General features: G+C 68.5%; 13 protein-coding genes and 3 pseudogenes. 6 read left to right on the forward strand and 10 right to left on the reverse strand.

Annotated features, from left to right (window positions below; all coding sequences use genetic code 11):
* The first annotated feature begins 215 nt into the window (after window positions 1-215).
* Both ACGF4C_RS35015 and ACGF4C_RS35020 read left to right on the forward strand, forming a co-directional pair.
* Window positions 216-2,120 (forward strand): glycoside hydrolase family 5 protein, encoded by a 1,905-nt coding sequence (locus tag ACGF4C_RS35015; RefSeq protein ID WP_393572006.1) that lies wholly within the window; start codon window positions 216-218, stop codon window positions 2,118-2,120.
* Window positions 2,121-2,290: 170 nt separating this feature from the next.
* Window positions 2,291-2,497: a hypothetical protein gene (locus tag ACGF4C_RS35020; protein WP_393572008.1), complete on the forward strand. Its 207-nt coding sequence runs from the start codon at window positions 2,291-2,293 to the stop codon at window positions 2,495-2,497.
* 264 nt (window positions 2,498-2,761) lie between these two features.
* On the opposite strand, the pseudogene ACGF4C_RS35025 reads toward ACGF4C_RS35020, so the two are convergent.
* The 4 genes and pseudogenes from ACGF4C_RS35025 to ACGF4C_RS35040 all read right to left on the reverse strand — a co-directional run.
* Window positions 2,762-2,977 (reverse strand): annotated as a pseudogene (locus ACGF4C_RS35025) (transposase); the annotation flags it as partial.
* A 169-nt stretch (window positions 2,978-3,146) separates the two neighbouring features.
* Window positions 3,147-3,914: a GNAT family N-acetyltransferase gene (locus tag ACGF4C_RS35030; protein ID WP_393572010.1), complete on the reverse strand. Its 768-nt coding sequence runs from the start codon at window positions 3,912-3,914 to the stop codon at window positions 3,147-3,149.
* An 89-nt stretch (window positions 3,915-4,003) separates the two neighbouring features.
* Window positions 4,004-4,143, reverse strand: a pseudogene (locus ACGF4C_RS35035) (transposase); the annotation flags it as partial.
* Between the two features lie 163 nt (window positions 4,144-4,306).
* Window positions 4,307-4,882: a TetR/AcrR family transcriptional regulator gene (locus ACGF4C_RS35040; protein ID WP_393572012.1), complete on the reverse strand. Its 576-nt coding sequence runs from the start codon at window positions 4,880-4,882 to the stop codon at window positions 4,307-4,309.
* A gap of 70 nt (window positions 4,883-4,952) precedes the next feature.
* On the opposite strand from ACGF4C_RS35040, the gene ACGF4C_RS35045 reads away from it, so the two are divergent.
* Window positions 4,953-5,846 carry an NADP-dependent oxidoreductase gene (locus ACGF4C_RS35045; RefSeq protein WP_393572014.1) on the forward strand — a complete coding sequence of 298 codons (894 nt, stop codon included), beginning with the start codon at window positions 4,953-4,955 and terminating at the stop codon, window positions 5,844-5,846.
* A 484-nt stretch (window positions 5,847-6,330) separates the two neighbouring features.
* Entirely contained in the window at window positions 6,331-6,543 is a 213-nt protein-coding gene (locus ACGF4C_RS35050; RefSeq protein ID WP_393572016.1) for a hypothetical protein, read from the forward strand.
* A 180-nt stretch (window positions 6,544-6,723) separates the two neighbouring features.
* Here ACGF4C_RS35050 and ACGF4C_RS35055 read toward each other — a convergent pair whose 3' ends face one another.
* The 3 genes from ACGF4C_RS35055 to ACGF4C_RS35065 form a co-directional block, all read right to left on the reverse strand.
* Window positions 6,724-7,302 carry a dienelactone hydrolase family protein gene (locus ACGF4C_RS35055; protein ID WP_393572018.1) on the reverse strand — a complete coding sequence of 193 codons (579 nt, stop codon included), beginning with the start codon at window positions 7,300-7,302 and terminating at the stop codon, window positions 6,724-6,726.
* A 134-nt stretch (window positions 7,303-7,436) separates the two neighbouring features.
* Window positions 7,437-7,628: a hypothetical protein gene (locus ACGF4C_RS35060; protein WP_393572020.1), complete on the reverse strand. Its 192-nt coding sequence runs from the start codon at window positions 7,626-7,628 to the stop codon at window positions 7,437-7,439.
* A 336-nt stretch (window positions 7,629-7,964) separates the two neighbouring features.
* Complete coding sequence (locus ACGF4C_RS35065; RefSeq protein ID WP_393572022.1) at window positions 7,965-8,816, reverse strand: oxidoreductase; 852 nt, start codon at window positions 8,814-8,816, stop codon at window positions 7,965-7,967.
* 204 nt (window positions 8,817-9,020) lie between these two features.
* On the opposite strand from ACGF4C_RS35065, the gene ACGF4C_RS35070 reads away from it, so the two are divergent.
* Window positions 9,021-9,893: a helix-turn-helix transcriptional regulator gene (locus tag ACGF4C_RS35070; RefSeq protein ID WP_393572024.1), complete on the forward strand. Its 873-nt coding sequence runs from the start codon at window positions 9,021-9,023 to the stop codon at window positions 9,891-9,893.
* Window positions 9,894-10,116: 223 nt separating this feature from the next.
* On the opposite strand, the gene ACGF4C_RS35075 is transcribed toward ACGF4C_RS35070, so the two are convergent.
* Window positions 10,117-10,320, reverse strand: a complete 204-nt coding sequence (locus tag ACGF4C_RS35075) for a hypothetical protein (RefSeq protein ID WP_393572026.1) — start codon at window positions 10,318-10,320, stop codon at window positions 10,117-10,119.
* 182 nt (window positions 10,321-10,502) lie between these two features.
* Between ACGF4C_RS35075 and ACGF4C_RS35080 the strand changes: the two genes are divergently transcribed.
* Complete coding sequence (locus tag ACGF4C_RS35080; protein ID WP_393572028.1) at window positions 10,503-11,204, forward strand: bleomycin resistance protein; 702 nt, start codon at window positions 10,503-10,505, stop codon at window positions 11,202-11,204.
* 251 nt (window positions 11,205-11,455) lie between these two features.
* Here ACGF4C_RS35080 and ACGF4C_RS35085 read toward each other — a convergent pair.
* Window positions 11,456-11,587: pseudogene (locus ACGF4C_RS35085) on the reverse strand (hypothetical protein); the annotation flags it as partial.
* 112 nt (window positions 11,588-11,699) lie between these two features.
* On the reverse strand, window positions 11,700-12,176 hold the full coding sequence (locus ACGF4C_RS35090; RefSeq protein ID WP_393572030.1) for a class I SAM-dependent methyltransferase: 477 nt from the start codon (window positions 12,174-12,176) through the stop codon (window positions 11,700-11,702).
* Window positions 12,177-12,270: the final 94 nt, after the last annotated feature.

Genomic DNA, 12,270 nt, shown 5'->3' on the forward strand with positions numbered 1-12,270 from the left:
GGGTACGGAGCCAATTCCCAGGTCAAAGGCTTCTCCGTCCTGCCCACGCGAGGGGTGGTGGAACGAGCCCTGGATGGATCACGATGCACCGCCGACTCGCCCGCGACCACGAACCCCATCCGAACACTGCGAGAGCATGAGGCGTAGCTGCCCATCGGCCGCGGCGTTCGGCGACTCCGTGCCCACGCTCCGGCCCACGAACTCGGAGGGACCCTATGAGAAGACCTCTGCTGCCGGCGATGATCGTCGGGGCGCTGTTACTCGGAGCACTCGGCGCGCCCGGAGCAGCCGCGTCGACGGCCCCGCACCCCGCACCCCCGGCGGTCGGCGAGCCGAAAGCCCTCATTGATTCGTGGCGTCCGCCGCTCAGTACCCGGGGCCGCTACATCGTCGACGCCGACGGCAATCGTTTCAAGCTCAAGTCGGCCAACTGGCATGGCGCCCAGGGCTCCTGGAACGGATCCGGAGACATCGCCGACCCGGCGAACCACCACGACGGCGAGAAGTCCGACCAGATGCCGCTCGGACTGGACCGCGCTCCGATACCGAAGATCCTCGCCGGATTCCACGAACTGGGCATCAACAGCATCCGGCTGCCGTTCTCGAACGAGATGCTGCACGACAAGCGGCCCGTCCCGGACTCCTCGGTCGCAGCCAACCCTCAACTGCGCGGCAAGACCCCGCTCCAGGTCCTCGACGCAGTGGTCACCGCCACCACCGCGGAAGGCTTCGCGGTGGTGCTCAACAACCACACCAACACGTCGCGTTTCTGCTGCGGTCTGGACGGCAATGAACGCTGGAACACCAGCCAGTCCACCGCTCAATGGGAGGACGACTGGCTCTCGCTCGCCCGCCGCTACAAGGACAACAAGCGCGTCGTCGGAGCCGACCTCTACAACGAGGTCCGCCGGACCGTCACCGACGACGCCAACTGGAACTGGGGCGACAGCCACGACTGGTGGGCCGCCTCCCAGCACCTCGGCGACCGTCTGCTCACCGAGGCCAATCCCGATCTGCTGGTGGTCGTCGAGGGAATCAACTGGCAAGGAATCCCGGCCGACGGACTCTTCCACTGGCGGCCGACGCTCGAACCGGTACGCACCGTGTCGCACACCCTCGTCACCTCGAACAAGCTGGTGTACTCGGCGCATTTCTACGGCTACACTGGCCCGAACCACACCGGCGCGACCGGAATGGGCGAAACCCACGACCCGCGCTACCAGGAACTCTCCCGCGACGATCTCTTCGCGACCCTGCAGCGCCAGGCGTTCTTCGTCACCGGGGCCGGACGCCACTACACCGCGCCTCTATGGATCAGCGAGTTCGGTATCGGCAGGGATGAGACGAACCCGCAGGCCCGAGCCTGGTTCGGTAACTTCGTCGACTACCTGATCAACCAGGACACCGACTTCGCCTTCTGGCCCCTGATCGGATGGACCGGCCACGGAACCTGGCCGCTGATCAACTTTGACACCGCCGGACGGCGTTCCGGCATCCTGGACGGCGGTGACTGGCGCACGGCCGACTGGAAGCGTCTGGTGGCCGCGCCCCAGAAGACGGGGCAGATCGCCGACTCCGACACCTGGGACATGCTGAACCTCGACCACGCCGACGCGGTCCAGTCGACGCGGGTACGCAAGCAAGGTGACTGGGACCCGGGAGCACGCAAGGGGGTCTGCCCCGACGGACAGCGCCTCATCGGCCTGGCACACCGTGACGGGCGTGGCCTGTGTACCGACGCCGGAGCCGCCGGGCTCGCCGGGCCCGACCCGGTGCTGAGCGTCGTGCACGACGAACGCCATGTCCAGCAGGGAGACTGGGCGCGTGGCTACACCAAGTACCAATGCGGGCTCGACCAGTTCATGATCGGCTACAGCGTACGCGGCCAAGCGGTCTCGGGCGTACTGTGCGCCAAGGCGAGCAGTGCACTCAGCACGAACGGCCGGACCGTCTGGTTCGACCGAAGCGACGACCGCCCGGCCGGGGACCAGGGCGGCGAGTTCGCGTACGGCACCTACAAGGGCCAGTGCCGAACCGACGAGTTCGCGGCTGGAATCGCCTTCACCAACGCGTGGGCCAAGGGCGGGACACCCGACGCCCTGCTGTGCCGCAAGCTCTGACCAACACCACCCGCGAACGATCCAGGCACCTCGGACCCGCCTCACCCGGTTGCAGAGCACCGGCTCCGCTCCGACCACCGGCGTGAGGCGGGTCGACCGGTCAGGGATCGTGGACGCGCAGCGGCTCGCCACCGAGCACCCCGAACTGTCGTCACCGACTGACCGAGGAGATGGGGACCCGCGAACTCCTGCTGCTCCTCGAAAGGCTCGACGAAATGCCTGCCGAGCGGCGGGCCGCGGCCCTGCGGACGCTCAACAAGAGCCTGGACGAACACAGTCATCTCATCCTCGCCAGCCGCACCGGGGAGTACCGGAACGCGGTGCGCCAGACCGACGTACTCAGCGGCGCGGCGGCAGTGACACGCTCCAGTCGCTGACCGCGCGAAAGCGGAGCGAGTACCTGAAGACCAGCACCCGGCGGAGACGGACGGGACGCCGCTGTGGGAGCCCGTTCAGCTCTTCCGGAGCGTCGTTGGGCACCTCTTCCGGAAGGCCCCTGCTGAGCTTCCTGCTGTGCCACTGGTTCAGCCTCGCCGGGGCCTGTGCACTACCTGAGCACCTCAGCCGCGATGGGTGAGACGCCGTTGAAGGCCAACATGCCGACATTGGTAGGCCGCGCCTACCTGCAGCAGCACTCCACGCCGCTCGACCGTGTTGCGTTGCTTGTAGGCGTCGTGGTCGAAGGCCGGTGGCCTGCCGCCGCGGCAGCCGAGGCGTTTGCGGTGGGCAGCCTGGTCAACGGGCTACGGAATGACCGCGCTGATCCCGCGCTGCCGTAGTTGGCGGCGGATCGCCCGAGACGAGTACGCCTTGTCGGCCAGGACTACCGACGCATGGTCGTCCGGCTCGCCGGCCGGGGCCCCTTTTGACGGGCCCCGGCCGGCGAGCTGGTGGGCACGGACGATGGTGGAGTCGACCGCCACGACCCGGTCCAGAACGCCTTCGGCGTCGGCCTGGGAGAGGAGGGCGGTGAAGTCGTCCTCGTGGCGCTGAGCCCGGTCGGTCGATGCCGCGTTCTGGGTGGGGTCAGCGAACGTACGGGGTGGTGGTGGCCAGCGGTACGAACCCGAGGCGTCGGAGGATCGGACGGCTCTGGTCGGAAGCGTCGACCTGGAGGTAGCGGTAGCCGTGTTCGGCTGCGATGCGGGTGCGGAAGGCGACCAGGGCCCGGTAGACGCCCCGGCCGCGCCACTCCGGCACTGTGCCCCCGCCCCACAGGCTCGCGAAGGACGTACCCGGGTGCAGCTCCATCCGTGCGGCGCTCACCGGCACGTCACCGGCCATGGCGACGACCGCGAGAGGCAAGCCAGCGGCCAACTGGCCGAGCAACAGCTGCCGGTGGTACGGCCGCGCTTCGCCGAACGCCCGCTCCTGCGCGGCCACCGCGAGCTCGACCCCGGCGGCATCGGTCACCGGGAGCAGGCGAACACCCTCGGGTAGTTCGACGCTCGTGGGCAGGTCTTTGATGTCGGCGACCATCAGCGTCTCCTCGGGCTCGGGTTCAAAACCCGCTGCCCGCAGCCGTCCGGGTAGGTCGGCCGGCCGGTCGTACCCGTACAGCTTCCACTCGAACCCGCGCCCGAGTGAGGTGAAGTACTCCACCTGTTCCGCGACCGCGGCGTCCGCAGTGGCTTCGTCCAGGTCCGACCAGACGATTCCGTTCCAGCCGTCGGCGTCTGCGCCGACATGGCGTACGACGCCGCCCACCCGCTCTACCCGGGCTCCGGGCCCATCGGCCCGGACGCCCTGTCGCATCTCGCGATCGAAGACCGCCAGCACTGTGTCCTGATCCATCCGCTCACTCCAGCATCGCCAGGCACAAGCGGCAACGAAAAATGAGCGGACCGAGCCGGCGGATCACGCCACGGGACACCGGTCCGCTACCGGAAGAGAATGCCGTTGATCACCCTGCGATGACTTTTCCAACGCCCGCCTCGTCCTACGTTCTTCCTCGCCCTACGTTCTTCGGCAAGTGCGGCTCCAGCCGAGTCCACGCCTGATCCGACAGACCACCCCGCCCCACACCGGCCGGAACGACGCCGGCGCGAGCAGGTCACACGACCCATCGGACAGTGCCTGGGCCAGGCGGCAGTCACATGACCGCGCGGACAGGTCCGTTACGGGCCGCCCAGGCAACCCGCATGTGTCGAGCCCCAGCCCCGGGCGCAGCGGGCCGGCGCCCCGGCTCAGGACTCGGTGGCTTCCCAGGCCGCCTTGATCATCCGGAAGACCTCGTCCACCGTGGCCCCGGGATCGTCCGCCCGGCAGGCCAGCGCGTAGGCGTCGATGACGAACCGCGCGGTCGCCCGGCAGGCCGTCGCGCTCCGGGACAGGTGGGGATCGGCGGCCAGGGCCGCTGCCAGCGCGTGCGCGTGACGCAGGCTCATCGACTCCTCGTACTCCCGCAGGGCGGGTGATCCCTCGATCATGCGCCGGACGGGGGCGCTGCCCTCCGCCGTGCAGTGCCGTACCAGGGCCTGGACCTCGCGGTGCAGCGCCGGGATGAGCGGCTCGTGCGGGGGCCGGTCGGTGACCGCCCGCGTGAGGCGCTGCTCGAAGTCCTGGTCACGCTCGAACACCAGGGCCTCTTTCGAGGCGAAGTGGGCGAAGACGGTGGTGACGGCCACGTCGGCCTCGGCCGCCACGTCACGGATACCCACGGTGTCGTACCCGCGCTCCAGGAAGAGCCGCAGCGCGGTGTCAGCGATCTTCTGACGGGTCGCGGCCTTCTTGCGTTCGCGGCGTCCGGGCGGCTCGGTCATGCCCTGACACTACCAGGTATGAATCCCTAACCGTTGTTAAAGACTAACGGCTAGGGTTATCTTCGACCGCATGAGGAAAATCAGTTTCGCCGAGTTCGGCGGTCCCGAGGTCCTGCAACTGGTGGAAGCCGAGGAGCCCCACGCGGGCCCCGGTCGGATACGCATCGCCGTACGGGCGGCGGGCGTCAACCCCGTCGACTGGAGGATTCGGGAGGGGCAAGTCCTGGGAGCCCATCCGGTCGAGCTGCCCGCTGGGGTCGGGCTGGACGCCGCCGGGGTGGTGGATGAGGTCGGCGAGGGCGTCGAAGGGGTCGAGGTCGGCGACCGCGTGTTCGGCGAAGGCACCGACACATACGCCGAATTCGCCGTGCTGTCGGCCTGGGCCCGGATGCCCGAGGGGCTGGCCTTCGAGGAAGCGGCCGGGTACCCGTCGGTGGTGGAGACCGCACTGCGCATCATCCGCGAGGTCGGCGTGCGGCCCGGGCAGACGCTGCTGGTCAGCGGCGCGTCCGGCGGCGTGGGGTCGGCGGTGCTGCAGATCGCCCGCGAGCGCGGCATCACGGTGATCGGCACGGCCGGGGCCGCGAACCAGGACTACCTGCGCGGCCTGGGCGCCCTCGCCACGACCTACGGCGAGGGCTGGGTCGAACGGGTGCGGCACCTGGGCCGGGTCGACGCGGCCCTCGACCTGGCCGGCTCGGGCGTGATCCGCGAACTCGTCGAGCTGACCGGGGACTCGCGCAAGGTCGTCTCCATCGCCGACCTCGGTGCGCCGCAGCTGGGCGTCCGGTTCTCCGGTGTGGCCGGGAGCGTGCCGGACGCGCTCGCCGAGGCCGTCGACCTCATCGCCCGGGGCAGGCTCCACATCCCGGTCGAGAAGTCGTACCCACTCACCGAGGCAGCGGCGGCGCACGCCGACAGCCGCGCCGGCCACACACGGGGGCGCCGGGTCCTGGTCGTCTGAGCCGCCGCCCGCCCGGCGTCCCCTTCTGCCCCTACCTCGAACGAGACTTCCGTCAAGCGCCGGGCTAAGTTCGACTCGTGGACGACACTCAGATCACCATCAAGCTCACTCCGACGAAGCCCTCGTCCTCTCGGACTGGCTGCAGCGAGTTCAGATGACCGATCTCAGTCGTCTGGTCGACGACCCAGCCGTGTGGGCTCCGATCCACAAACTCGCGGGGACATTGGACACGGCACTTCCCGGGATCTTCGCTGCTGACTACGCGGAGCGTCTGGATGCGGCACGGTGTCGTCTGAGGGAGACCATGGGCAGCTTCCCTGAAGAACAAGACGGTTGAGCCAGCTGTCAGCCCGTCAGCACGGTTCCGTGAAAGCCAAGTCAGTTGAGGACAGCACGGGCCGGCGTTCTCCATCAACGTCGCTGTCCTCCAGGTCAGCGGCTCGCTGTCTGACAGATGCACTTCGAGGGGACAAGGAGAGACGCCGTGCCGCGGGTCCTTGGCCGGCCGCTACCGCACAGCCGCAACGACTGCCAGGCGTATACCGGGTCCCGGATCGACCAGGCGGGCGGCGACGCGTTCGTCCTGGCCGACGGCGCCTACGGGGGTACCGGCTGTCTGATCCCGCACCGACGTGCGCCCGGCCAGGCCGAGATCACCGGCTGGGGCGCCATCGCCGGAACGCACACCTCGCCATGAGTGCATAGATGCCAGTGCACTTTACCGACCGCAGGAGCTCGCGTACCGGCTCTGAACTGGGACGATTCGTAGACTACACGTCCGCGACGGCGAGTTGAGGCCGTTGCCGTATCGCTCGTCATGGTGGTGCCGTGGGACGGGCAGGGGACATGCTCAGGTCATTGATCCCGCTTCGGTTGGCTATTTGATGTGGTCGAGGAAGCCGAGCACCCGGTGGGTGGCCTGCGTTGCGGCGTGCTTGTCGTGCGACGGCAGGCTGCTGTCGGTGAACAGATGCCTGTCGCCGGAGTAGAGGAACAGCTCAGCATCCGCCGCCGTATCGACGAGCGCGCGGGCCGCGTCCACATCGCCCTCGCCGGAAAAGAACGGGTCTGCGTCCATGCCGTGGACCTGGACCGGGACATCCGTGGGCCAGGCAGCGCCGAACTCCGAGACCGGGACGCATGCCTCGAGCAACAACGCGCCCTTCGCGCCCGGGCGGGTCTGGGCCAGCTTCTGCGCCGGCAGGACCCCGAGTGAGAACCCGAGGTAGACGAGCTCCGCGGGTAGCGCCTCGGCGACGGCGGTTCCGCGCGCGATGACCGTGCCGAACCCGATCCTCTCGACGTAGTCGATGCCCTCCTCGAGAGTGTCGAATACCTGCCCCTCGAACAGGTCGGGAGCATGGACGGTGTGTCCGGCCCGTCGCAGCTGCTCGGCGAACTCGCGGACGCCAGCCGTCAGTCCGTACCCGTGGTGGAAAACCAGCACCTCAGTCATGTCGCTCCCTCGTGATGCGGTACCCGGACGGCGCCGCAGCACGAGTATGACCCGCAGCACTGACAACCGCGGGTCCCCAGCCTGGCAGGGTCACGTGGTGGATCCAGGATCAGCGATCTGTGCTTCGAGGTCGATCATGCGGCGTCCTGGAAGCGCAGGTTGGAGCGGGCGGCCTTGAGCCACTCGTCGAGCGTGCTGATATCGGCGGTGAGCTGGCGGACCCTTTGTTTTTGTTTGAGGGTGGTGTCCTCGCGTACTGGAAAGGGTCCGCGCGCCCCGCCCCGCCTCGGGTCGGGGCGGCCGCGTATCCGTCCCCATCGGGTCATCCCGGACGAGGCCGACCAGGCACGCCGCGGCGGTCGGCCGCCGCCCCGCTGCGTCCCTCCACTGGGAACTCTCATCCCCGTTCCTCATCACCAGGGGCATGGTGCGGCTGCTGCGCCACGGGAAGCCGCCGGCCTGGCCGTTGGGAACCACGCCGACGCGCAGGACACCACCTTCCTGCCTGCGGCTTGCTCACACTGGTCGTGGTGGCACTGGCGGGCGTCACGACGATCTGAACGGCTACGAGCAGGTCCGGCTGTGGTGGGCCAAGAGCGGTCCGGCTTGGTGATGACGACTGCCGTCGAGGCCCCGCACTGGGGGCTCGAAGGCGAGTGACGTCAGGCGGACCGGCTGACGTCGTCGAAGTCGGTGGAGGCCGACAGCTCGGCCCATGCCTGCATGTCGCGCTCGAAGGCGTCGCGTCCGGCCTGGACGAGCCGAAGCGCGTCGGTGCCGAGCAGCAGGCGCGTCGGCGGCTGGTCGGCCGCCACGATGCGCAGCACCGCGGCCGCGGCCTTGTCCGGGTCGCCCGGCTGGTGCCCGCTGCCGCGGATGCGCCGGGCGCGCAGCGGCTCGAACAGCTCGTCGTAGTCGGCGATCGCACGGGGTGCGCGGATCATCGACCGGCCGGCCCAGTCGGTCCGGAAACTGCCCGGTTCGACAGCGGTGACATGGATGCCGAAATCGGCGACCTCCTTGCCGAGCGTTTCGAGGATGCCCTCCACCGCGAACTTGCTGCCGTGGTAGAAGCTGAGGCCCGGCATGGTGATCAGTCCGCCCATCGAGGTGACGGCGATGATGTGGCCCGCACGGCGCTCCCGCATGTGCGGCAGCACGGCCTTGATCACCGCCACGGTTCCGTAGACGTTCACCTCGAACTGACGGCGAAGGTCATCCATCGACGACTCCTCGAAGAGGCCGTCATGGCCGTACCCGGCGTTGGCGACGAGTACGTCGACCGGGCCCAGGTCGCGCTCGGTCTCGTCCACGACCCTGTCCACCGCGTCATGGTCGGTCACGTCCAGGATGCAGGCGTGCGCGTCGCCGGCGAGCGCCTCAAAGGCCCGCGCGTCGGCGGGGGTGCGCACCGTGCCCACCACCCGGTGGCCCGCGGCCAGCGCCGCCCGCGCGAGTGCGCGGCCCAGGCCGGTGCTGACGCCGGTGATCAGGAATGTCTTGGTGTCCGACACAGGAGTTCCCTTCGTGGATGCGAACAGAGGCCGACCGGGGAGGTTGGGCCCCGGTCGGTCTCGACACGTTCAACTTCAGCACCGAAATCGGCTGCTGATCGCCTTCCGGGGGTTCCGCTTCGACCCGGGGACAGCCGGACCGGGGGTCTGCCAGTCCCCCTTTCCCGAGCCGTCGGGGCGAGCTTGGGCCCTATCGTGAACGGCATGGACCGCAACACAGCTCTCGGTGAGTTCCTCCGCTCTCGGCGGGCACGAATCACCCCGCGCCAGGCGGGCCTGTCCGACGACGGCGGCTCCCGGCGAGTGCCAGGACTGCGCCGCGAAGAGGTCGCGCAACTGGCGGGCGTGAGCGTCGACTACTACGTACGCCTGGAACGCGGACGCCGACTGAACGTCTCCGAGACCGTGCTGGATGCCATCTCCCGCGCGCTACGCCTCGATCCCGTCGAACGTGCCCATCTGTTCCAGCTCGCCAAGCCCGCCGCAGGCAGGCCCCGCCGCACGGCGACGCGTCCGCAGCCGGTCCGCCCGGGGCTGCGCGACCTGCTCCGGATCCTCGAGCACACCCCCGCCCTTGTGCTGGGGCGGCGACTGGACGTACTCGCGTCCAACCAGATGGCACGTGCGCTGCTCACCGACTTCAACGCGCTGCCGCACCGCGAGCGGAACCTGGTGCGGTTCATGTTCTGCGACGAGACCGCCCGCTCGCTGTATACCCATTGGGAGACCCACGCCCAGGACATTGTCGCCTCGCTCCGGCGCGACGCCGGACGCCGTCCCCACGATCCGCTGCTGGCCGAACTCGTCGGCGAACTCTCGATCAGAGATGAGGACTTCCGCCGCTGGTGGGCCGACCAGAACGTGTATCGGCACACGCATGGCAGCAAACATTTCCACCACCCGATCGTCGGCCCGCTCACCCTCAATTACGAGTCCCTCACCCTGCCCGCAGACCCGGACCAGCGGCTGAGTGTCTACACCGCCGAGGAAGGCTCCAGCTCCGAAGAGGCGCTTCGGCTACTGGCCGCGTGGATACGGCAGCCCGAGACCTCACACGGGCAGCACGCAGATCATTAGACACCCGCCGGCCCACGAGGAGCGGTCGGCCATAGTGAATGCGTCCCATGAGTCGGGATGAGCGTTGTGGAACACCGGCAGACCTTGCGCCCCACCACCGGTGCCCCGAAACCCTCGTCGAGGGGGGAAGAACCGGGATGGAGAGCAAAGCAATGCGACTTGTCCATTCGTGCGGCGCATCAACTCTCAACATGTAAGCAGCGCATCGGGATGCCCCGGTCCATCACGCGCAGTCCCGCGACCCCGGCGGCTGGGGTCGAGAGTTGCTGGAGGTAGGAGGCGGGGCGGTCAGGACTTCGTCTGCGTCCAGCGGCCCGCTCGCCCCGGCGGCGGAGCCGAGCCGCCGCGCGAGGCCCCCGAGCCGCTTGGTCTTGCCAGTGTTGTCCACGCCCCTCAGCGCGAGGGTGGTCACCGCGTCCTCGCCCATGCCGAGCCTCCAACCCTGGTCCCCGCCTGCCCGGAGCCGAGCAGCCCGGGGAGGTGAGTACACCCAACGCCCTGTCCTGGCACCCAAAGGCAGCCGGTGCAGGCGTACGACCCCGAGGATCTGCAAGCGGATCTCCGCCGTACCCCACCCTCCACTATTCAACTTTGACTAGAGTGCCCGGCATGAGCGAGAAGACGATTCCGATGCTGCCCTGTCGGACCATCCAGCCTGTTCTCGACTTCTATACGACCCTTGGGTTCGAGGTGACCTTCCAGCATAAGAGCCCCAATCCGTACGCAGTCATCCAGCGCGGCGGCATACAGCTGCACTTCTTCGGGATGAAGCACTACGAGCCGGCCGAGTCGTTCAGTACGTGCATCGTCCAGACCGATGACGTCGACGGGCTGCACGAGACCTTTCGGACCAAGCTGAAGGCGGTGTACGGGCGAGTACCGAACCGCGGGCTGCCGCGAATCGGGCCGCTGAAGAACACGTCACACGGCGTGCGGCAGTTCCTCATGACCGACCCGGGCGGCAACTGCATCCGCATAGGGCAGCAGACGAGCGACAACCAACACCACCGCCCCGCCCCCGAGGAGACTTTCGCCCGGGCCCTGCATCACGCCTCCCTCCTAGCCGACTCCAAGCAGGACCTGGCGGCCGCCGCGAAGATCATCGACCGGGCACTGCGCCAACAGGAAGAGCGGCCAACGCCTGTGCAACTGCTTCGTCTCCTCGCACTGCGTGCAGACATCGCCACCCGTGTCGGCGACGAAGAAACCGCGAGGTCCACGATTGCCGCGGCCACCGCAGTCCACCTCACCCCGCAGGAGCAGAAGTCCGTCCACGACGACCTCGAGCGCCTCACGCAGTTGCTGGACTGAGGGTCGGGAAAGTGCTGGTCACAGCCACTCGTTGAAGACTGTGACCAGCACGGCCGCCTCATGGCGAACGGCGAGCTTGTCGTATCTCGGCGCCATGGCTCGATGGCACTTGAGACGATTGGCCCCGGACTCGACGGTGTGCCGCTCGCGGTAGTGGCCACGTACCATCGCGCTGCCAGCGCCTGAACAGGCCATAGAACCCCGCCCCACGAGCCGTACTGCTCCCGCACGTCACGCCAGGGGGCACCAGTGCGGGTCCGCCACCGGAGGCCGTCTATCAGCTGCCGCCGCGTCCACACCGGCGGACGGCCCGCTTGATTCCCTGCGCCAACAATGAAGCCAGCACGGCCTGCTGACGAATCGTCAGGCCAACACGGTCCCACAAGCCGCGATCACCAACGATCAAGATCCACTTTCGCCACAGACCCTAGGCCCCCGTGCGACTCGCCGTCGACGTCGACTCACACCCATCCTCGACGCGGGCGCGCCTTGCGTTCAGGTCGCGGCGCGGAAGACGTACGCCGTCATCGGGGCAGTCACCGGCCCCGGGCCCAGACGGGCTGTCATCTCCTCGATGACGGTTGCCCGGACCGCTGGTTCGTCGCCGCGCTCCTCAAGGGCTGCGCGCACCGGTGTCCCGGTGAGGTACCCGGTGGCAAGGTCGGCGGTCGACGCGGCCCGGCCCTGAAGCGTCAGTTCCTGCTCCTTCTCGACGGTGAACCCGGCGGCCACCAGATCAGCGACCACGACAGCGGGGTCAGCGTAGCCATGTGCAACCGTCGGGAAGAACCGCGGTGGGTCGACCGGAAAGGCTCGCTCCAGCCCTGCCTGCAGCGCGACTTCGATGGCGTGCGTCCCGAGCGGGCCCCAGGTGTTGAACAAGAACCGGCTGCCTGATGCCAGCACCCGCCGGACCTCCCTGAAGGCCGCGACCCGGTCGGGAAAGAACATCACGCCGAACTGGCAGACCACTAGGGGGTGTCTTCAAATGATCTCGGGTGGTGGACCATGGTCGGGTGATACGTCGCCATGAACTATCCGATGCTGAGTGGGAGTTCGTCCGACC

It is taken from the genome of Streptomyces sp. NPDC048197 (assembly GCF_043202395.1).
Lineage (GTDB): Bacteria > Actinomycetota > Actinomycetes > Streptomycetales > Streptomycetaceae > Streptomyces > Streptomyces siderophoricus.